Raw genomic sequence first — 19,414 nt, 5'->3', positions numbered from 1 at the left:
GCCGTAATCAGTGGCGGCGTTCGACGATATACCGCGCCAGGTCACGCAGCGGCTCGGCCGCCGCGTCGAAAGGTCGCAGGGCGTCCAGCGCCTGGTCGCGTAGTTCCAGGGCGTAGGCCTTGGCGGTTTGCAGCCCGAGCAGCGCAGGATAAGTCGGTTTGTCTCGTGCGATATCGGCGCCTTGGCGTTTGCCCAGGGTGGCGGTATCGCTTTCCACGTCGAGAATGTCGTCCTGCACCTGGAACGCCAGGCCAATGGCCCGGGAATAGGTCTGCAGCGCCGCCAATTGCGCGGCTTCGGCATGTCCGCTGGCCAGGGCGCCCAAGTGAACGGCGGCTTCGATCAGCGCGCCGGTCTTGTGGCGGTGCATGTGCTCAAGGGCTTTTTGATCCAGCTTGACGCTGACCGAACCCATGTCGATCGCCTGCCCGCCAACCATGCCCGCAGGGCCGGCAGCCAGGGCCAGGGCCGTGACCATGCGCAAGCGGATCTCGGCGTTGACGCTGCTCAAGCGTGGGTCCAGCAACGCGCTGAACGCCAGGCTCTGCAAACCATCACCGGCGAGGATCGCATAGGCTTCATCAAAGGCTTTATGGGTGGTGGGCTGGCCGCGACGCAGATCGTCGTCGTCCATCGCCGGCAAATCGTCGTGTACCAGGGAATACGCGTGAATCAGCTCGACTGCACAGGCTGCACCGTTGGCCTGCTCGGCCGGCGCGCCCAGCGCTTCACAGGCCGCATACGCCAGCAACGGGCGCACACGCTTGCCGCCATTCATCACGCTGTAGCGCATGGCTTCATAGAGGCGCTTCATTTCCGGGCTTGGCGCAACAAACAAGGGCTCCAGCGCCGTATTTACCCGGGCTTGGCTACTGGCCTGATACGCGTCGATCATTCCGGCTGTTCCGCATCGAAAGGTTCTTCGGCCAACTCCCCGTCACGCTCCAGCAACACCTGCACCTTCTGCTCCGCCTGCGCCAGCGCGCTCTGGCAGTCACGGGTCAGGCCGATGCCTTGCTCAAACGCCGTCAGCGAGTCCTCCAGCGACAACTCGCCGTTCTCCAGACGCTCGACCAATGTTTGCAGGTCGGCGAGGGATTGTTCGAAATCGAGTGCAACTTTTTTGCGGGCCATGGCGGCTATTCCGGTAGACGGTAAACCGGCGCGACACTAGCAGACATGGGGGATGGGGGCAAATGAGTGGGGCATTACTCGCCTGCTGTATTGACCTGATAACGCGTGCTGCGGCCGCCTCCGGGGAGACGAACCAAGCAGTTTTTTTCCAGCAGGTCAGCCAGGTGTCGCGTCGCTGTCGCCTTGGATACCTTTGCCTCCGCTTGGTACTGCGCTGCGCTGATGCCGTGTTCGATGCCCTTCTCACCACCGTCGAGCAGGCGATTGAGGACCTTGATCTGTTCAGCAGACAAAGGGAGGTCGCGGTGTTGCTGCCAGAACCGACTCTTTCCCAGCACTCGGTCAATCCGCGCCATGGCCTGCTGCACGCTGCGTAACAGGGTTTTAAGGAACCACTCCAGCCAGTCAGTGATATCCATTGAGGCCTTCTGGCTGGATTCCAGTGCGTTGTAGTAGCCGGTGCGGTCTTCGAGGATGCTGGCTGACATGGCATAGAAACGGATGGCCTGGTGTTCACCCTGGGCCAGTGCCAAATCGGTGATAGCGCGTGTCAGGCGACCATTGCCGTCATCGAAGGGATGCAGTGTGACAAACCAGAAGTGCGCGACGCCGGCGCGTACCAGCGGGTCCAGTTCCGGCTGATCGCGGCTGGTTTCGAACCACTCCAGAAAATCCGCCAGTGCCTGCTCCAGTCCCAGACGTGGCGGGGCCTCGAAATGCACGGTCGGCCGATCAAGCCGGCCCGACACCACCTGCATCGGCTCATCCCCCCTCAATGACCCGATATTGAGCGCTCTGGCGGCATAGCCTGCTTCCGGGGCCGGGAACAATAAGTGATGCCAGTTCAATAAGCGGGCGAGGGTAAACGTCCGGGTGAATTGTTGAGTGGCATCCATCATCAACTCGGCGAGGCCTTCGCTGCGGCGGCTTACCTGACCGTCTGTCATCGCTTCCAGGCCCATCCGCCTTGCCAGGGACGAGCGCACCGAACCGACATTCAACTGCTCGCCCTCAATCGCCGAGGACGTCAGGATATTTTGCAGCAGCGCATCCAGTTCATTCTGTGCGCTGACTGCCTGGCTGACGGAGCCGAGCATGCCCAACAGCTTGCCCTGGGCGTGCCCGCACTCGCGCAGCAACGCCGCGAGGCGACCGGGTTGCCAGTGGAAGTGCGGCCAGTCGGCGTGTTGCCAGATCCAGTGCGGATGAGCCATGGTGGAATGCTTGGGGTGCGTGAGCCGAATAAAGGGGTTATTCGGCTCATTTGGTGAGCCGATCGTGCTGTGGATTTGGCTCAGGGTCTAGTGTGGTGGTGGGTGTTTTCGTAAGTGCGCCATGGAATCCATTTTTTTCAAAGCCGAAATCCATCGACCGCCTGACCGTTCTGCTTGAGTTGGATATCAGAAGTCACGGTGGTCGCACCGGTGCTTTTCGTTTTTCTCAACAAGAACAGTAATCAGGTCAAAGCGCTGTAGTGGCAGCGCAACGGCTTTTGTCTTTAGCTCAAGCGCCTGGAGGCTGAGCGTTCAAACCCTCGCCCGATACGATCGAGGTTCAAGTTTGAATTATTGGTCTGGAAAGGCTGTCGCGTTTTCAGTCATAATTTTTCAACCCTGTATTTGTCTGAAATTACTGTAAAAATAATCTCCTCACCGTTGATTGCCTTGAAGCAGTAATTTTTCTCATTTTGCAGAGGGATAATGCATTTTGCGTCTTGGGAAAGGTTAAGGTTTTCTTCTTTATAAAGGCCACATGTTTCGGATCCAACCGCCCTAACGCATTTTGAATGCGATGGGGTTGGGAAAGGTGATTAGTGAAAATTCATCTTGCTGATTGGTAAAAACCACCAGTAATTCGTTGCGCTTGCAAGTTGTTTGTTGATGGTTCCCTTCGAGATTTCAAGTACTTCTGTTTCAGGTTGTTTTTTATTCAGAGGTTGGTCGGGTTTGCAAAATTTCAAGTCGGAAAAATGTCTTTCTATATCATCCAGCTCATCATCGCCGAGAGAGTCATCAAAGTGTTGGGAGATTATCGTGCGAACCTTTGACAAACGCTGAGTAACGGCACAGTCATCAATGAAGTCAGTGGTTGCTTTGCGGTATTCTTCCAGAGTGCCAGGTTTTTCAGTATAAAAGCTGCCAATTTTGTGTGGGGGTATTAGTGTGAATTCGATTTCTTTAAGAGCGTCAAGTGCTTATTTTCCAGGAGTTAAAATATTTTTGTTTTGCTCTCGAATATATTTCTCTAATAAATCAATGCATTGATTAATACTGTTTTTGGTTGTTTTTCGATGGGATACCAGGTGCTCTTTTGTTTGTGCTGAGATTACGCAATCGTGGTCGTCAAAATGGACCAAAGCGTTAGGTCGCGATCCGTCAACCAAGACGGTTAGCCAGTCGTTTCACCTATAAGAAGCGCAAGATTCTGCGAGTTATTGATTTTCCATGCTCTGTAGGCAGTGTCTAAAACTAATAGTATTAAATGTGTCTTTTTATACTGCTTGTTATTTTTTAGTCAAAAATTCGGGTTGTGTTGCTACTTTTGCTGTTGATGTTTTTACTTGGGCCAGGTAGCTGGTGGTCACGCTTTCTAAAGGTTGTGCTTTTATGATGTTAAATATTTTAAGTGCTTCTAATGAAGTTGTATTGTCTGAAATGAATAAGCCCTTGGGTTTTGGTGTTATGTAGGCTTCCAGAATTTCAAGCTTTGCATGTGGCGCTCTAAGTCATCCATATCGTCGTCGCCCAAAGTTGTGTCGAATCCTGCGGTGATTAGTCCTCTCACCTTGGCGAGTCTCGATGTAATTCGAGCGCTGTCAATAAAGTCGGTAGTCGCTCGCTGATAGTCTTCGCAGGGTTTATCAATATAGTAGGTCCCCATTTTACGCAGTGAAACTAACATGAATTCGATCTCTGCCAGTGCCTCCAAAGCGTCTTCGCCGGAAATTGTTATTTTTTTGTTTGCATCCAACATTTTACTTTCTCCTAACGAAAGTAGGGTTTATTAATTTTAGATTTCCCCAAATTGTAAGCTCTAGCGAGCCGTACCTTGGGTTTTTCTTCTCTTTTAGCATGTGTTTCGGAACGTCAGTTTCTACATAGTCTCGCCCCCGGCTCACATCTACCTGATAGCGTTTTTGTACATCAGCAGCGCTTAGAACCTTACTTTTTGCTCGTTCCACGTAAACTCTGTTGTTGTCAAGCGCTAAAATTTCTCCATCTTGCTCTATTCCATTCAATCCCTTCCTATTGGTGTAGTGTCTAACCCTTACCATCTCTCCTGATACGGATGGCAGGGGAGGCATGTCCAGATTAGAGTTAGCATTTATCTTCGGATTTTTAGCATCGACAGATGGCTTGCATCTGTCTCCACCAGGACAAGTATTCAATCCCAGTGGATCTACCCACCCCGTTGGATTTGGCACGTACTGGTAGGTATTAATCCCACCCGCCAGCTTCACCGGATCAGGCGTCAGATAACGACCGACATCCGGATTGTAGTAGCGATGACGGTTGTAGTGCAGCCCGCTTTCCTGATCAAAGTACTGGCCCTGAAAACGTAGCGGGTTGTCGATTGTGCCTTTGTCGAGACGGCTGATCTGGCCGTAGGCGCGGTAGTGCGCGGACCACACGATGTCGCCGTCTGGAGAGGTGAGTTCCTGCGGCGTGCCGAGGTGGTCGAGTTGGTAGTGGTAGGGCTTGGTATCTTTTGGGCCGAAGCCTTCCAACAGGACCAGCGGCCTGAAACTGTTCGGTTCGTAGAGATAGCTGCGATGGCGGTCCGCGTGGTGCTCAGCAATCAGCTTGTCGCCTTGCCAGAAAAACTCCGTCGTTAGGCCGTCCACGGTTTTGCTGATGCGCCGCCCAAACGGGTCATAGCGATAGCTGGCGGTTTGGCCGTTGGGTTGGGTGAGGCCTATCAGCCGATGCTGGCAGTCGTAGCGGTATTCGGTAATCAACGTGTGCCCACGGCCCCGTCGTTCACGGATGAGGTTGCCGAAGGCGTCATAGTCGTAGTGGCGGTCGCCTTGGATCATCAGGCGGTTGCCGGCGACGATGTCGGGACCGGGGCGGTCTTGCATGAGCAGGTTGCCGGCCGGGGTGTGGCCGAAACGTTCCTGCAGGTCTTGGGAGTGGTCGGCGCAGGTGAGGCGGCCTACGGGGTCATAGTGGTAGTGGTGTTCGCCTTTGCGGGTGTCGAGCAGGCGGGTGAGGTTGCCGGATTTGTCGTAGTCGTATTGACGTTGGTAGAGATGGTCTTGTTGCTGGGTGATTGCGTGGGCATGCAGGCGGTGCTGGTCGTCGTAGTGGTAGTGGCTGAGGAGTTGGCCTTGTTGCCGTTGGTGTTCTTGACCGGCTTTGAACAGGTGAGAGGTCATCAGCGCGCCATTTAATTCGACGGTGGCGAGGTGGCCGCCTTTGGCGTGGTTGAAGGTGAGGCGGTTGTTGTCGGGCAGTCGCAGGTGTTGAAGCTGGCCGCAGGTGTCGTAGCCATAGCGCAAGGTGCCCCAGCCCTGGTGTTCGGCGGTGAGGCGGTTTTGGCTGTCGTATTCGTAGGTCAGCGCCCAGTGGCCGTCGTCGACGCTGAGGAGGTTGCCTTGGCGGTCGTAGGCATATTCAACAAGGCTGCCATCGGGCAGGGTTTTTCGTACGAGGCGGCCGGTGTGATCGCGCTCGTAGCGAGTAATGAGCTGACTGCCGTCGTCACCGTGTTCGGTTTTTTCCTGCAGATTGCCGTTGAGGTCGTAAGCGTAGGCGGTGCGCTGCCCATCAAACCCGACTTCCTGTTGGATCAGCCCGTTGGGGTGGTAAGCCAGTCGGTAGCTCTCGCCGACCTCGTTTTCGATTTCGGTCAGCAACAACCGGGCATTGTCATAGCGGTACTTGACCTGAGTGCCATCAGCGTTGATGCGCCGACTGATCAGGTGCAGGCCGTCTGCGTATTCGTAGCGAGTAACGTGGCCCCGTTCATCGCGTTCGGCGGTGATTTTGCCGTAGGGGTTGTAGCTGTATTCCCGACACGCCCCACCGGGCAGCACCACGCGAACCAACCGACCCACGCTGTCCCACTGATACTGGGTCAGCGCGCCATGCTCATCCTCGCGGGCAACCTGCCGGCCAAGATCGTCATAGCGATAACGCTTGATCCCGCCATTGGGTAGCTGCTCCTCAACCAGTTGCCCCCGCTCATTCCACACCAGCCGCTGACAACTGTGATCCGGATACCAAACCCCAACCAGTTGCCCATATTTGTCGTAGCTGTAATCCGTAACATGACCATCGGGATCGGTCTTGCGGATGACATCGCCCTGGTCATTGCGCTCGTACTTCCAGACCGCCTCACCACGGCGCACCACCCGTACGAACCCGTTGTCATGCTCGTAGGTTGTCGGCTCATCATCCCCAGGAAACAACGCCACCAAGCGTCCGGCTTCGTCGTACTGATACGCCGTCACCGCCCCCAGCGGGTCCTGCTCAACCGTCAGCCGGCCTTTGGCGTCGTAGGATTTGAAGTGCTGCGCACCGTCCGGATCAATCCGCTGCACCAGCCGTGCCCGGTCGTCATGGACATACACTTCCTGACTGCCATCGGCGTTATGCACCGTGACACGGCCGTCGTCCCCCCAGGCATAGCGCGTATCCATCTGGGAAAAACTGGCCCAATGCCGGACACATCGCGCGGCCTTGCCAGCCCGTTCCCATTCCCAGAAGAAACTCGCCCCACCGGCCAAGCTCCGCTCAAGAATCACGTGCTGATCGTCGTAGCGATAAACCTCGCTTTCGCCTACCGCATTGGTCGCCGAAACCAACCGGCCAGCGTCGTCATAGACGTAGGAAACGATGTTCTGTTCGGTCACCCACTCGAAGGGTTCATACCCCTTGGCGCGCTGAACCTGATAATCCACCGCCACGATGCGGCCCGACGTATAGCGCAAGAACAGCGCACAACCCGCACCGTTATCCAGCCGCTCAATCCGCCCCAAATAATCCCGAGAAATCCGCAGCCGGTTGTCGTACGCATCGCTGATCGAGACCAACACACCGTCGCGAAAGTGATAAAGCCGCGACGCCTGAGCCAACACCAACTCATCCGGCGAAGCGCCCAAATAAATCGCCGCTTCGGCCAAGCTATTGGTGATCGCCGGGCGAGCAACGGTCGGCATCGGAAACGAAGTCATGCGATTCTCATGGTCCGTCCACACCACTGAATCGCCGTCGACCACCAGCCGCTGCGCCAGCGAATGACTCCAGCCAAACCCCAGCCCGCAATCCACTTCCACCGCACTGGTGCGGTACACCCTTGTCCACTCAAACGGCAAAATTCCATCCAACGTGCCATCGGTGAGAGTGAGCAATTCCTCCCCGGTAACCATCGACACGGGGCAGCCGTTGGTGACCGTCTTATCCGAAGAAGCCGCCGCATCGCCGTTCAGGTTCTTCCCCGAAACAGGCACATCATCCACAGGCTCTTTTTGCTTCAGCACCGTGTTCTGCCGCGCCCGCCAGCGCATCTGCAGCGTGCCTTGCTTCAGCCCTCCGACCACACCGCGAACCGCCACCGCCTTGTAGCGATCCACCGCCTGCATGAACTTCGTCAGAATCGCCAGCACGCTATGAACAAAACCAACAGCCGCCTTAACAATCTGCGCGCCATACCTGGCCAGCCGCAGGCTCAAATACGCCACAGCCGCCGCCGGCAATGCGATGGTCAGCACCGCGCCAATCACCAGGTCAATCAGCAGCGACACCACAAACCCAGCGGCCACTTGCGCAATCTCACTGGGCGGCAATGCGTCCAACCAGATCATCGCCGTGCGCACCAGCAGGAATAGCGCCGCTTCGTCACTGGCGAGCAACATCGCCTGTTCCATGACCTTGGGCGCATCGGTGGCGATTTTTGCCAGCTTGGCCGCTTCGGCTCCCAGCTGTTCGACGTACTTCAACGGGTTTTCAAGAATCGCCTGCACCAGCTTGATGCTGTCCCACACGTCCCGGATCGCGGCCCAACTGCCCGCCAGCACGCCGCTGCCAATCGCACTGGCCGTGGACTGCTGCCAATGCGGTTTGAAGCCTTGCCACTGTTCGCGAAGCCACCGCTCCAGGTCCGCCATCAGCCCGGCGTAGGAGGTGAACAATGCGTCAACCTGCTCCTGGGAAACACAGCCCTGTACCCGCACCTGATAGCGCCCGCCAGCGGCGCAGTGGTGTGAGCCCTTGCCGTGCTCATCCAGCATGAGCCGCGTGGAACTGCCGTCATCCAGCCCGATCACCTCGACCGGAATGCCGCCGATCGGCACGTCATACACCGAGTCGAATTTGCTCTCTATCTTCAGCTCGCCGCCCAACTGGCACACGGCGACACTGCCGATAAAGTTCGGGTCGCTCATGCTCACGGTTGTCTGCGAGTCACCGACGCGCAACACCCGATCCATCCCCAGCAACGACGGCATATCCGCCGCATGGCTCACCGAATCCAGCGCCCGCGAATACCAGGCGTCCATCTGCTGGCGATAAATCACCAGGCTCTGATGAAAGCCATCCAGCTCATGTTCGATAGAGGCAATGTGGGAGGCGTGGGTCATCCGTGACGTCTCGGCAGAGGGCAAGGCGTCGGAGTCTGCCGCAGTAAAAAGCGGCTGGATGAACGGCGGGGAAAATCAGAAAGGGCTTACGAAGGTCGCGTAATAGTCAGCCCCAAATCACAGTTGGGGGCTACTTTAGATGGCGATCATGCTGATTGAAGAGCAGTGCGCTGTGGTTCTTTAAGTTGGAAGCTCGGTTGAATAACGAAAGCCTGCTTTTCAGGGCAGGCTTATCGCGAATCTCGGCTGGCTTACTTCTGATGAGCCGTCAGCGCCGCATAACCATTCATCAAGTTGCGATAGTTAGGAATGCGCTGGGACAACAGATTGCCCAGGCCTTCGATATCGTTGCGCCAGTCGCGGTGCAGCTCACACGCCACCGAGAACCAGTTCATCAACTGCGCACCGGCCTGGGTCATCCGGCTCCACGCCGCCTGCTGCACGGTGGTGTTGAACGTGCCGGAGGCATCGGTCACCACAAACACCTCAAACCCTTCCGCCAGCGCCGACAGGGTCGGGAACGCTACGCACACATCCGTGACCACGCCGGCAATGATGATCTGCTTGCGGCCGGTGGCCTTGATCGCCTTGACGAAGTCTTCGTTGTCCCAGGCATTGATCTGGCCTGGGCGGGCGATGTAGGGCGCGTCCGGGAACATCTCTTTCAACTCAGGTACCAGCGGGCCGTTGGGGCCTTGTTCGAAGCTGGTGGTGAGGATGGTCGGCAGGTTGAAGAACTTCGCCAGATCGGCCAGGGCCAGCACGTTGTTCTTGAACTCGTTGGGCGAGAAGTCCTGGACCAGGGAGATGAGGCCGGTCTGGTGGTCGACCAGCAGAACTACGGCGTCGTCTTTGTTCAAGCGGTTGTAGGTTGGAGTGCTCATGGTTGAATCCTTTTTTGTTTAGGTTGGTTGGGCGTTGCGTTCAACATGGGCACAGATTAATGGGTGGGTGCTGGGGGATAAATCGGCTGGAATGGGTAATACCGTCAACTCAAAGGCGACAATTCATGAATTGTCAGTAGGACTGATCCTTTTAGCGGTCGGGAAAGTAAGTCAAAAAATCTCACGCGTGAGCTATTGAGTGTGGCAAAAAATGCCTGTAGATTTTCTCACGCGTGAGTTTTTCACAGCGAGGTCAGTACCATGGAAAGCAGCTCTCCATCGAGTCCGCCTAAAGGGCCCGATACCGATTCAGCAAGCCTCAAGGGAGAGCGCTTGAAGCCGTCCGCCAAAAAGCCATCGAGCTTTTACATGAAGCAGATGCGTGCAGGTCTGGCGGCCGCCGGCTACGTGAAACACGAGACTTGGGTGCTTCCCGAAAACCGAAGCCTGCTCAAGCAGATGGAGAAACAGCTTCGCCAGCCGATTCTGGCTGGCTCATTCATGTCGGAGAATTTCATGAGCGCAGGTACCAACTGGAATATCGATCGCCTCTTCACCGCTCTTCAGGCCCTGGACGACGTGGTGTCCAAGGACATTACGCTTTCTCTCGTTCAAGGCTCCGAGTCCAGCATCAAGCTGGAAATGAACGACTTCGGTGGCTTGCCGATTTACATCGCGGTGGTGGGCGAGCAGATCATCGTTGACACCGTCCTGGTCGATGTCGAGTCCATCAACGATGTCGCTAAATTCAATGACGCGGTGTTGCGCAGCCGGGAAATGTTCCCGCTGTCCTCCATCGGTATCGAGTCCATGCCTAACGGGCAAGTTGTCTACAACATGTTCGGTGCGTTGAGCTCCGACTCCAGCCTGACCAATATCGTCACCGAGGTGAAAACCCTGGTCGACAACGTGCAGCGCGCCAGCGAAGCCTTCGAACGTTTCTTCAATTAAGTATTCGGGAGTATCCAATGACTCAGTCCATCTGGAGCAAATTGTTCACCGCGCTGCGTGGCGGTGCCAACGAAGTCGGCGAATCGATCGTCGACCAACAGGCCCTGCGCATCCTCGATCAGGAAATTCGCGATGCCGACACCGCGCTGGCCAACGCCAAGCGTGAACTGGTCAGCATCATGGCCAAGCACAAATTGGCGACTGATCGCGTCAACGAGTACGACGCCAAGATCAAGGACCTGGAGTCCAAGGCAGTGGCTGCCCTGCAGGCCAATCGTGAAGACCTCGCCCTGGAAGTGGCCGAAGCCATTTCGAGCCTGACCAACGAGCGGGATGTCGAGCATAAGCAAGCCACCGAGTTCGGTGGCTATGCGGAAAGCATGCGCAAGGACATCACCAAGGCCGAAAGCCGGATCAAAAGCCTGCGCCAGCAAGTGGATATGGCCAAGGCGCGCGACAGCGTACAGAAGGCCCAGGTCAGCGCCTCCATCGCCAGCGGCGGTGCCAACGGCAAGCTGGAAACCGCCGTCGGTACGCTGAATCGTTTGCAGGCCAAGCAGCAGCAACGCGCTGCTGAACTGCAAGCCCAGGATGAGCTGGTTGAGGCGTCCACGGGGACCGACCTGGAACGCAAGCTGCGCGACGCCGGCATCACGCCGAACGAAGGCAGCGCCAATGCGATTTTGGAGCGTCTGAAGCAAAAGTCGGCGGAGTAAGCAACGTCGCCGCAGGAAGGGCAGTGTCTGCCCTTCTTTTTTTACGTCGAGGTCAGGATGGATGCCCTGAAGGGTTTCAAGACAATCGCAGGTTTGGCCTTCTTCATGGTCGTGCTGCAACTGCTCAATGTGGCGACCGGTTACAGCCTCATGGCGTTCGGCCTGATCCCGAGAACGCTGCAGGGGCTGCCGGGCATCCTCACCTCACCGTTTTTGCACGGCTCGTTCGCCCACCTGAGCGCGAACCTGGTTGCCTTTTTGATCCTGGGCACCCTGGTGATTATCGAAGGGCTCAATCGGTTCGTTACCGTCAGCGCGATCATTATCCTGCTGGGCGGTTCGCTGGTCTGGCTGTTCGGTTTTGCGGGCATACACGTGGGGGCCAGCGGCTGGGTATTCGGGTTATGGGCCTATTTGTTGTCTCGCGCCTGGTTCCACAGGAGCTGGAGCAACCTGATAACGGCCGGTGTCGTGGCGGTACTGTATGGCGGCCTGATCCTTGGCTTCCTGCCTCGTCAGGGTGTTTCCTTCGAGGGGCATCTGTTCGGTGCATTCGCCGGATTTATTGCAGCCAAGGTACTTCTCTCCAAGCCACGCAGCAGGTTTAATGCCGGCTGAACGCACTTGAGCAGCCGGACGTCGATGCGGTGGCGTCATCGGGAATCAAGCACCCAGGGAGTCAGGGACGGAATGTCGATTTTTCTTTTGCTGCGCATGTACGCCTCCTCCCTCTTTCACCGTTTCGGCTGGGCAGGCCTGGTCGTTGCCTTGGGTGTACACCTGAGCACGGCTTATCTGGGCCTGGTGGTTCTGGGCGAACAACACCTCACCGCGCCCGCCACGTTCGTTTACTTCTATCTCACCACCACGTTGACCGTCGGCTATGGCGACCTTGCGCCACAGACCTCGGCGGGGCGCGTGTTCGTGGCAACCTGGGTCATGCTCGGGGGCATTGCGCTGCTCACGGCAGCCATCGGCAAAACCACCAGCACTGTCATCGATGCATGGAGAAAAGGCATGAAGGGCAAAGGCGATTTCACCGGCAAAATCGGCCATACCGTGCTCATTGGCTGGGAGGGCGCGTCCAGTGAACGGGTCATCGAGTTGTTGCTGCAGGACGAAACCTCGAACGACAACCTGATCGTCATCTGCGATTGCACCCTCGAAGAAAACCCGATGCCGGGCAAAGCGGCGTTCATCCGTGGTGAAAGCCTGTCTTCCACAGCGTTATTGCTGCGTGCCGGTGTGCCCGGCGCCGAGCGTGTGCTGGTGCGAACCCCGTCCGACGATCTGACGTTGGCCACCGTGCTGGCGGTGAATCAATTGAGTCCGGTCGGGCATGTGGTCGCCCACTTCAATGAAAGTGAAATTGCCGCACTGGCCAGCTCCTACGCGCCCAGCCTGGAGTGCACGTCAAGCATGGCCATCGAGATGTTGGTGCGCGCCTCTCAGGATCCGGGCTCGTCGGTGGTCATTAATGAGCTGCTGTGCGTGGGGCAGGGTGCCACCCAATACCTGATGAAATTGCCCGAGGCCTTTGAGGCCTCGTTCGGCGATCTGTACACCCAAATGAAAGAGCGCCACAACGCCACCCTCATCGGCTATCGCGCCAAGGGTGCGTCGCAACCGTCGATCAACCCGCCCAGCGCCACGCGCGTTGAAGGCGGCGAACTCTTCTACATCGCCTCCACCCGCCTCAAGGAAATCTCCAATGGGATGGTTTAAACAGTTGATGGGGCTTGAGGCCCCGCAAGCGAATACACACTCGAAAGGCGCCGCCGCCGAATCATTGCCGACCACCGGGCCGCTGGGCCTGGCACCGGGCAAAGGCGTGATATTCGACGCGACCCTGAAGTTGTTGCTCGACGGGAAAACCACGGTGGTTATCCCCGGCTCCCAGGAAATCTGGAGTAACGGCACCGTTGACCTCGGGCAGTCGACCTGGCTGTCGCGCTATTACATGAACGACGAAGATTACTGGCTGCAGGTGCACACCACGGGCGATATCGCCGGGCAGGTCGAGTCTGTGATCCTGTTCAACTACCTCAGTTACGTCACCCTCAGCAGCGAAGCTGAACTGCGTCGGCTGGCGGGGCCGCAGAGTCCGATCGGTTTGCCGACTTATACCCACAATGGCGTTGAATACGCGCGCGTGTGGGGCAGCGAGGAAGGCCAGACAGAATTGGTGGCCATGAGCGAGCACGTGATAAACCCCGAGGATTCCTACAACGTCGAGCACCGTTCGATGCTATATGCCCGTGACACAGGTTTGACCGATCGACGCGAGTTTCTGCTGTTCTCTGTCGAAGAAGACGCTGAAGGCACCGTCAGCCTGAGCACGTCGCTGGGCATTTCGCTGTACACAACCGACTTGAATGCGCTCTAAAAAAGGAAGAAGTCCATGCTAGAAGCTCTCTCCATCTCCCTGAACAAAGCCGCCGTAGTCGGGTTTGTCGCCTACATTCTGGGGGCGGCGGTGCTGTTCGCGCTGTTCCAGTTCATCTACACCCGCGTCACCCCGCACAAGGAGTTCGAACTGATCCGGGCGGGCAACGTTTCCGCGGCAGTCGCCCTGGGCGGCGCCATCGTCGGTTTCGCCATTCCGGCCAGCAACGTGATTGCCTACTCGATCAGCATCCTCGACTTCGTCGTCTGGGCGGTGATCGCAGCCGTCGTCCAACTGTTGGCGTTTCTGCTGACCAGCCTTGTGCTCAAAGGCACTTCCGAGCGCATCAAGAGAGGCGAGCTCGCAGCGGGCATCTACGTGGCCGCCGTGGCCATCAGCGTCGGCATGTTGAATGCCGCCTGCATGACGCCTACCCAGAACTGATTGCGCACGGAGCTCCCGATGAAACGAAGCAAGTACGTCCAGCTTTCGCTGGCAGCGTCGGTCGCCATGGCGATATCCGGCTGCGGGCCGACGGAAAAAACCTACGATTTGCAGAAGAAGTACAACTTCCAGTCGGTGCAGCAATGTGCCGATGAAAAGCTTCCGGTGGACGTCTGTTCGGACGCCTACATGACTGCCATGGCCGAGCATCGCCGCATCGCCCCGGTATACGCCAGCCAGGCCGATTGCGATGCCGACTTTGTCGCCGGCTGGTGCCAGCTGGACTCCAACGGCCAGTTCATTCCCAAGCTGGGCGGTTTCGAACTGACCGCCGAAGGCCAGGTGACGCAATCCCAGGTCGACGCTGCCAACGCTCAGGCGGGTAACGCTCAGGCAAGCGGCGGCTCCGGCTTCTCCACCAGCAGCCTCCTGACCGGTCTGCTGATCGGCAACATGCTGAGCAGCAATCGCAACAGCTACCGCTCTGAGCCGGTGTACCGCTATCGCGATGATCGCGGTGATTACGGCAACTCGACGCTCAATCAGCGTGTCTCCAATGGCGCGACATTTGGCCGCTCGAATCAGGCCCGTTACGGCAGCAGCAATTACACCAACACGCTGCGCTCCTCCAGCCAGTCGAGCTCCGTGGCGTCGGCCACCTCCCGTGGCGGCTTCGGCAGCAAGGCCAGCGCACGCAGCGGCTGGGGCGGCGGCGGGTCGAGCAGTTAAGGAATCCGGGCCATGAAGAAAATCCATTGCGCAGAGCGTGATGACTGGAAACAGACGGCTGAAAACCTCGGCTTTCTGTTCCATACCATCGACGACGAACCCTACTGGGACGAGAGCGCGTATTACCAGTTCACGCTCAAGCAAATCGAGCACGACCTCGAAGACCCGACCACCGAGATCCACGACATGTGCATGGACCTCGTCGCCCGCGTGGTCCAGAGCGAAGAGCTGCTCGAACGCCTGAGCATTCCCGCGCCCTTCTTCGACATGATCAAAACCTCATGGCTCGAAGGCCACCCGCACTTGTACGGGCGCATGGACTTCTCCTACAACGGCACCGGCCCCGCCAAACTGCTGGAACTCAACTACGACACACCGACCAGCCTCTACGAGGCAGCTGCGTTTCAGTGGGGCTGGCTGGAGCAATGCATCGAACGCGGCTTGCTGCCCAAGCATGCCGACCAGTTCAACAGCATCGACACCAAACTGCACCAGGCTTTCGCTCAACTGCAGGTCAACCAGCCCTTCTACTTCGCCTCGATGAAAGACTCGGTCGAAGACAAAGGCACCACCGACTACCTGCGCCTCGTCGCGGAAAAAGTCGGCATCGAATCACGCCACATCGACATCGAAGACATCGGCCTGACCAGCGAAGGCCGCTTCGTCGACCTCCAGGACCGCTGGATTCCCCACCTGTTCAAACTGCACGCCTGGGAATTCATCTTCCACGAACCCTTCGGCGCCGCCATCGCCCAGAGCGACACGCAGTTTTTCGAGCCTGCGTGGAAATCCATCATTTCCAATAAAGGCATCCTGCCGCTGCTGTGGGAATTCAACAAAGGCCACCCGAATTTGCTCGCGGCCCATCTGGATACCGAACCGGGTAAAACTGTGCCGAAGGGCTGGGTGCGCAAGCCGTTTTTCTCGCGGGAAGGGGCGAACATTGAGCTGCAAACGGCTGATGGGCTGATAGTGAAGGAGGACGGTCCCTACACCGATGCGCCGTTTATTCTTCAGGAGTTCGCACCGTTGCCGCGGTTTGGGGACAGTTACACGTTGATTGGGTCCTGGGTGATTGGGGACCAGGCGGCGGGGATTGGGGTGCGGGAGGATAATAGTTTGATTACCAAGGATTCGAGCCGGTTTTTGCCGCATTTGATATTGGATTGAAACAGCCTGCTGGGCTTCTCAGTCAGTACTGGCACGACACGGCTCAACCGATTGGCTAAATGCCCGCGTCAGCGGGCAAATTTCTGATTCTCAGCAGGTAGCCATCTGAGCATTTGAGTGGTTATGCGTAAGTCGTTTGAGTGCGATCTCAAGCGCTTGGTCGTCGAACAGTTTGTTCTTGCGAGCCCCAGCACCGGCTCCGCCCTCCCATTGCTTCAATGCCTCGCGCATAGCAGGGACGCTAGGGGAGATATTTTTCTGGCTCAGCAACCAATCGACTGTCGCCAGCAACTCCATACCAAACGGTGACTCAAAGCCGTCAATCAATTCGGCAGTGCACTCCAGGGCTTCGGAATATTCCTTGGCTTCTGTTTTAAGATAGGTTTGTAGAAAGGCTTTGCGGTCTTGGTCGAACCAGATTACATCACTGTTTTCCGCATCACCGATGCGCTTATCGCAGTGCAGATAACTACCGTCCAGGTTGTTAAGCAGATGTTCCAACCGATTGGCGTACGGCCCGTACTTATGAGCAACGAACTTAAGGTCCAGCGGGTTCTTGAGGTCTGGCCGCTTCTCAATAGCACGCTCCAGGAACCAGGCCAGCTTTTGAATCTCAAGCAGGCTGCATTCCATTCCTAACACCCAGTATCGCCGAACCAGTTCCGCAATAAGTGCGCGGGCTGGTGTGAGCTTCTCCACGCCGCTCCGTTTGGCGACATTCAGGTACTGATTGGAAGGCTCAAACACAAGTACATCAACATCCAGATCACTCAAGACATCAACGATCTGTTCGCGAACGTCTGGCCATTTCAGGCCGCCGTTACCTGCACCTAAGGGGGGGACCGCCACAGACTTCACATGGTTTTCGATCAAAAAACGACGTAGATCGTGTAGACCCTCTGTTATCCATGCCATCTGTGATGGTGATCGCCAGTGACGTTTGGTCGGGAAGTTAACGATCCAGCGAGGACCGTCCAATTCGTTGACCGCAGTCACGTGAACTTTTCCGGTCTCTACCTCGCCAGCCTTACAGGCTGCCGCGTACAAGCGATAGTTTTCTGCAAAGCGCTCTTTGAACATCAGCGCGATGCCCTTGCCCATCACGCCCACAGTATTCACCGTGTTGACGAGGGCTTCGGTGTTGGCTTCCAGAAGGTTGCCTTGGGTGAATCTGATCATTGGAAATACCATCCCGGACGCGCATGTACAGACAACGTCAGGCCTCTGGCGGCAACGTCCTGCTCTATGCGTTCTTTCATCGCATCGGTGTAACACATGATGCCAAGGAGTCCTGTAATCGGTAGGTGGTGGTAAATCAGCGCTTCAGCCTGATAACGCTCCATTTTGCGAGGGTCATCGGGGTCACGTTTGAAGTCACGCCGTTGAAGGATAGACCAATCGATCTCGTGGAGATTCGTCAGATCGCTGTAATAGTCTGTCCAATCCGGGTACGCATGTGCGTTTGTGAAGACGAACGGTAGGCCAAGCTCGGCGACGCGTGGCAGGCTGGAGACCAGAATCACAATCTCGTCATTGCTGCGCTGCTGAACGCTCCATCCCGACTGGATGTTTTTCATCATTACAGAGAAAGGCGTGAAGTAGAAGGGCACGTAGTCGGCCAACACGCCTGCAGGTGCGATAGGAACGCAGCGAGTGCGGCGTTTGTCGATTAAGTCAGCATTGCCGATGTTCACGTACTGCGGTGCCTGCACCTCGGAGCTGGCGCAGTGCAGGCCGTTGTCCAGAATCCAGGGCAGATTGTCGCGATGAACGATCCGCCAGATCAGAGCCTTTTCTGGATTCAGGTTGCTATAAATCATCTAAGAAACATGCCTCGATTCACTCCGATTTGTACATTAACGCCTGCCTCGCGCATTTTAGACTCGCAGAGGGCTTCTACTTCTGCATTAGAAACAAAAACCCTGAAGAAATCGTTAGGGGAAACTACATCGGGCGATAGGCATTCAGCCATGCAGATGCTCTTGCATTGTGGGTCATGGTAGTCCCTGGCATTCATGAGCTCCCAATTGATCGCCTCGAAGCCCTCAGCATAATCGAGCAACTGAATGGCATCGTTAGCCAATGGATGGTGGGGAATGACTTTCCATTGCTTTCTAATTGCCAGGTTTCGATGAACCGTAATCACGACAAATTGAGCGTCAGGCCTTCTGCGTTGAACGCTTCCATCGAACGGGTTTGCGGCAAACCAGTGGAAAGGTACGTACTGCTCTAGTGCGAGACCTTGTCGTTTTTTCAGAATCTCGGCATCAGCCACATCTTCGAACGCCTTGAGCTGCGCTCGCGGTTTAAGTCCGCTCTGAAAAATACTGCTCAGGTTTTCCAGTGAAGTGAGGTGATAGAGGAGTTTTTGTTCCTTGATATCCGGCATATCGGTCTCCTTGACCTGTGTATGAGCTGAAGTCGTTTCATTCCTGCTCGCTCATCAGTTGGCAGGATGAGATAAGCGATTCTATTGTGGCATCACTTTGACATGTAATGGCCGTACGTATCATGGAGGACTGCTGAAAAATCATAGGAGTCAGCAGTCCCACAGCGTTCTCGAATTCGTTGTGCCAGCAGGTTAGATCCCTTTCATTTGCGGGACATTTCCTAGAAAATCCCAGCCGCTTGCGCTAGCGAAAATGCACGACTAGGCTGCGAATCGTCGCTGCACATTCAGCGATCGGGTTTAGTCGCCCGGATTCGATTGGCGCATAAGCAACTCATGAGTCAGGCCCCTTCGCCTGCATCTTATGGTGGCTGTGCGCAGGGCACCTCCGGGTGCGCCGGGTTTCCAATCGACCGGTCGACTAACCTGCGTACAGCTGCCACCTTTCGTTTAGTCGCGGTTAGTGGCAGCTCCAAATTATCGATTGGAGGTTTGCTATGGATAACGTTGTTGCGGATTCGCCGTCATCGGGTGCGACCTACCCTTTTGTTGTCAATGAAGAATTGAGCTTTGAGGATGCCTGGGTGCGTGTGGCTGAGTTGCTGCAGTGTGCGGTGGCTACATCGCAAGTGCTCGGTGAGCCATTGGGTGCGCCGCAGAGAGCGGTGATGCATTTGGTGGAGATGGCAAAGATGGTAGCGGAACGGGCTGTGGAGTGTATGCAGCCCGCGTAAGGCGACTGAGAGAAGGGCAGGGTATAGCAACCCGCTTTTGATTACTCAATTGTCCAATAGCTGTTGGACAATTGAGTAACGATACTTATCAGGCATTAAAAAGCCGGCTTGTGGCCGGCTTCTCTGTGACCGCCTCAGCTTGTTTTTGACAAACCTCAGCAGCCTTCAAATCGCTCAGCCCACATTGCGTCGGGCTGAATAGTAGGGGCATCCGCGGGAAATCCTCCGCATCGCCGAGCAGGGTGGATAGCGCAACGCAACCCCCTGCCAAATGTGCGGCGCATGATACCCACAT

The 19,414-nt window shown here is 56.6% G+C and carries 18 protein-coding genes; 9 read left to right on the top strand and 9 right to left on the bottom strand.

From position 1 onward, the window contains the following. Positions 1–7: 7 nt before the first annotated feature. The 6 genes from ispA to ycaC form a co-directional block, all read right to left on the bottom strand. Positions 8–895, bottom strand: coding sequence for a (2E,6E)-farnesyl diphosphate synthase (ispA, locus tag ACHPFG_RS28015; RefSeq protein ID WP_131700311.1), 888 nt, complete (start codon positions 893–895; stop codon positions 8–10). Continuing rightward, positions 892–1,134: an exodeoxyribonuclease VII small subunit gene (locus ACHPFG_RS28010; protein ID WP_003176346.1), complete on the bottom strand. Its 243-nt coding sequence runs from the start codon at positions 1,132–1,134 to the stop codon at positions 892–894. Before ACHPFG_RS28010 ends, ispA begins: the two co-directional genes overlap by 4 nt. A 74-nt stretch (positions 1,135–1,208) precedes the next feature. Beyond that, positions 1,209–2,348: a Fic family protein gene (locus ACHPFG_RS28005; protein WP_431701026.1), complete on the bottom strand. Its 1,140-nt coding sequence runs from the start codon at positions 2,346–2,348 to the stop codon at positions 1,209–1,211. Between the two features lie 1,465 nt (positions 2,349–3,813). Beyond that, positions 3,814–4,107, bottom strand: coding sequence for a hypothetical protein (locus ACHPFG_RS28000; protein WP_431701025.1), 294 nt, complete (start codon positions 4,105–4,107; stop codon positions 3,814–3,816). Between the two features lies 1 nt (position 4,108). Beyond that, the gene (locus ACHPFG_RS27995; protein WP_431701024.1) at positions 4,109–8,716 is read right to left on the bottom strand and encodes an RHS repeat-associated core domain-containing protein; all 4,608 of its coding nucleotides are present in this window, start codon (positions 8,714–8,716) and stop codon (positions 4,109–4,111) included. Between the two features lie 251 nt (positions 8,717–8,967). After that, the gene (gene ycaC / locus ACHPFG_RS27990; protein ID WP_027605204.1) at positions 8,968–9,600 is read right to left on the bottom strand and encodes an isochorismate family cysteine hydrolase YcaC; all 633 of its coding nucleotides are present in this window, start codon (positions 9,598–9,600) and stop codon (positions 8,968–8,970) included. 369 nt (positions 9,601–9,969) lie between these two features. On the opposite strand from ycaC, the gene ACHPFG_RS27985 reads away from it, so the two are divergent. The 8 genes from ACHPFG_RS27985 (at position 9,970) to ACHPFG_RS27950 (ending at position 15,996) form a co-directional block, all read left to right on the top strand. Next, positions 9,970–10,551 (top strand): YjfI family protein, encoded by a 582-nt coding sequence (locus tag ACHPFG_RS27985; protein ID WP_027605205.1) that lies wholly within the window; start codon positions 9,970–9,972, stop codon positions 10,549–10,551. Between the two features lie 17 nt (positions 10,552–10,568). Further along, positions 10,569–11,267, top strand: a complete 699-nt coding sequence (locus ACHPFG_RS27980) for a PspA/IM30 family protein (protein ID WP_131700306.1) — start codon at positions 10,569–10,571, stop codon at positions 11,265–11,267. Positions 11,268–11,324: 57 nt separating this feature from the next. Then, positions 11,325–11,885, top strand: coding sequence for a rhomboid family intramembrane serine protease (locus ACHPFG_RS27975; protein ID WP_431701023.1), 561 nt, complete (start codon positions 11,325–11,327; stop codon positions 11,883–11,885). Between the two features lie 72 nt (positions 11,886–11,957). Further along, the gene (locus ACHPFG_RS27970; protein ID WP_431701022.1) at positions 11,958–12,992 is read left to right on the top strand and encodes an ion channel; all 1,035 of its coding nucleotides are present in this window, start codon (positions 11,958–11,960) and stop codon (positions 12,990–12,992) included. Then, a complete protein-coding gene (locus tag ACHPFG_RS27965) occupies positions 12,979–13,653 on the top strand; it encodes a DUF2491 family protein (protein ID WP_431701021.1) in 675 nt (224 codons plus the stop codon). Before ACHPFG_RS27970 ends, ACHPFG_RS27965 begins: the two co-directional genes overlap by 14 nt. 15 nt (positions 13,654–13,668) lie before the next feature. Next, positions 13,669–14,097 carry a DUF350 domain-containing protein gene (locus tag ACHPFG_RS27960; protein WP_431701020.1) on the top strand — a complete coding sequence of 143 codons (429 nt, stop codon included), beginning with the start codon at positions 13,669–13,671 and terminating at the stop codon, positions 14,095–14,097. Positions 14,098–14,115: 18 nt separating this feature from the next. Next, positions 14,116–14,826: a DUF1190 domain-containing protein gene (locus tag ACHPFG_RS27955; RefSeq protein ID WP_431701019.1), complete on the top strand. Its 711-nt coding sequence runs from the start codon at positions 14,116–14,118 to the stop codon at positions 14,824–14,826. A gap of 12 nt (positions 14,827–14,838) precedes the next feature. Continuing rightward, complete coding sequence (locus tag ACHPFG_RS27950; protein WP_431701018.1) at positions 14,839–15,996, top strand: glutathionylspermidine synthase family protein; 1,158 nt, start codon at positions 14,839–14,841, stop codon at positions 15,994–15,996. Between the two features lie 90 nt (positions 15,997–16,086). On the opposite strand, the gene darG is transcribed toward ACHPFG_RS27950, so the two are convergent. Genes darG through ACHPFG_RS27935 form a run of 3 tightly spaced genes read right to left on the bottom strand, consistent with a single transcriptional unit; the run spans position 16,087 to position 18,385 of the window. Continuing rightward, positions 16,087–17,175, bottom strand: coding sequence for a type II toxin-antitoxin system antitoxin DNA ADP-ribosyl glycohydrolase DarG (darG, locus tag ACHPFG_RS27945; protein WP_184746281.1), 1,089 nt, complete (start codon positions 17,173–17,175; stop codon positions 16,087–16,089). Next, on the bottom strand, positions 17,172–17,816 hold the full coding sequence (darT, locus tag ACHPFG_RS27940) for a type II toxin-antitoxin system toxin DNA ADP-ribosyl transferase DarT (RefSeq protein WP_184746283.1): 645 nt from the start codon (positions 17,814–17,816) through the stop codon (positions 17,172–17,174). Before darT ends, darG begins: the two co-directional genes overlap by 4 nt. After that, positions 17,813–18,385 (bottom strand): DarT ssDNA thymidine ADP-ribosyltransferase family protein, encoded by a 573-nt coding sequence (locus ACHPFG_RS27935; RefSeq protein WP_339542670.1) that lies wholly within the window; start codon positions 18,383–18,385, stop codon positions 17,813–17,815. The genes darT and ACHPFG_RS27935 overlap by 4 nt, the downstream gene beginning before the upstream one ends. Positions 18,386–18,882: 497 nt before the next feature. Here ACHPFG_RS27935 and ACHPFG_RS27930 point away from each other — a divergent pair, with 497 nt between their 5' ends. Next, positions 18,883–19,119 carry a hypothetical protein gene (locus ACHPFG_RS27930; RefSeq protein WP_184746285.1) on the top strand — a complete coding sequence of 79 codons (237 nt, stop codon included), beginning with the start codon at positions 18,883–18,885 and terminating at the stop codon, positions 19,117–19,119. Positions 19,120–19,414 lie beyond the last annotated feature (295 nt).

The sequence above is a fragment of the Pseudomonas sp. BR20 genome, assembly GCF_050780135.1.
Lineage (GTDB): Bacteria > Pseudomonadota > Gammaproteobacteria > Pseudomonadales > Pseudomonadaceae > Aquipseudomonas.
The sequence above is the reverse complement of the archived record's forward strand: the minus strand, read 5'-3'. Positions and strand labels throughout refer to the sequence as shown.

Coding starts and splice junctions, on each gene's coding strand:
- ispA (WP_131700311.1), bottom strand. CDS start 895: ATGATCGACGCGTATCAGGCCAGTAGCCAAGCCCGGGTAAATACGGCG.
- ACHPFG_RS27965 (WP_431701021.1), top strand. CDS start 12,979: ATGGGATGGTTTAAACAGTTGATGGGGCTTGAGGCCCCGCAAGCGAAT.
- ACHPFG_RS27935 (WP_339542670.1), bottom strand. CDS start 18,385: ATGCCGGATATCAAGGAACAAAAACTCCTCTATCACCTCACTTCACTG.
- darT (WP_184746283.1), bottom strand. CDS start 17,816: ATGATTTATAGCAACCTGAATCCAGAAAAGGCTCTGATCTGGCGGATC.
- ACHPFG_RS28005 (WP_431701026.1), bottom strand. CDS start 2,348: ATGGCTCATCCGCACTGGATCTGGCAACACGCCGACTGGCCGCACTTC.
- darG (WP_184746281.1), bottom strand. CDS start 17,175: ATGATCAGATTCACCCAAGGCAACCTTCTGGAAGCCAACACCGAAGCC.
- ACHPFG_RS27995 (WP_431701024.1), bottom strand. CDS start 8,716: ATGACCCACGCCTCCCACATTGCCTCTATCGAACATGAGCTGGATGGC.
- ACHPFG_RS27930 (WP_184746285.1), top strand. CDS start 18,883: ATGGATAACGTTGTTGCGGATTCGCCGTCATCGGGTGCGACCTACCCT.
- ACHPFG_RS27970 (WP_431701022.1), top strand. CDS start 11,958: ATGTCGATTTTTCTTTTGCTGCGCATGTACGCCTCCTCCCTCTTTCAC.
- ACHPFG_RS27985 (WP_027605205.1), top strand. CDS start 9,970: ATGAAGCAGATGCGTGCAGGTCTGGCGGCCGCCGGCTACGTGAAACAC.
- ACHPFG_RS27975 (WP_431701023.1), top strand. CDS start 11,325: ATGGATGCCCTGAAGGGTTTCAAGACAATCGCAGGTTTGGCCTTCTTC.
- ACHPFG_RS27960 (WP_431701020.1), top strand. CDS start 13,669: ATGCTAGAAGCTCTCTCCATCTCCCTGAACAAAGCCGCCGTAGTCGGG.
- ACHPFG_RS27950 (WP_431701018.1), top strand. CDS start 14,839: ATGAAGAAAATCCATTGCGCAGAGCGTGATGACTGGAAACAGACGGCT.
- ACHPFG_RS28010 (WP_003176346.1), bottom strand. CDS start 1,134: ATGGCCCGCAAAAAAGTTGCACTCGATTTCGAACAATCCCTCGCCGAC.
- ACHPFG_RS28000 (WP_431701025.1), bottom strand. CDS start 4,107: ATGTTGGATGCAAACAAAAAAATAACAATTTCCGGCGAAGACGCTTTG.
- ycaC (WP_027605204.1), bottom strand. CDS start 9,600: ATGAGCACTCCAACCTACAACCGCTTGAACAAAGACGACGCCGTAGTT.
- ACHPFG_RS27980 (WP_131700306.1), top strand. CDS start 10,569: ATGACTCAGTCCATCTGGAGCAAATTGTTCACCGCGCTGCGTGGCGGT.
- ACHPFG_RS27955 (WP_431701019.1), top strand. CDS start 14,116: ATGAAACGAAGCAAGTACGTCCAGCTTTCGCTGGCAGCGTCGGTCGCC.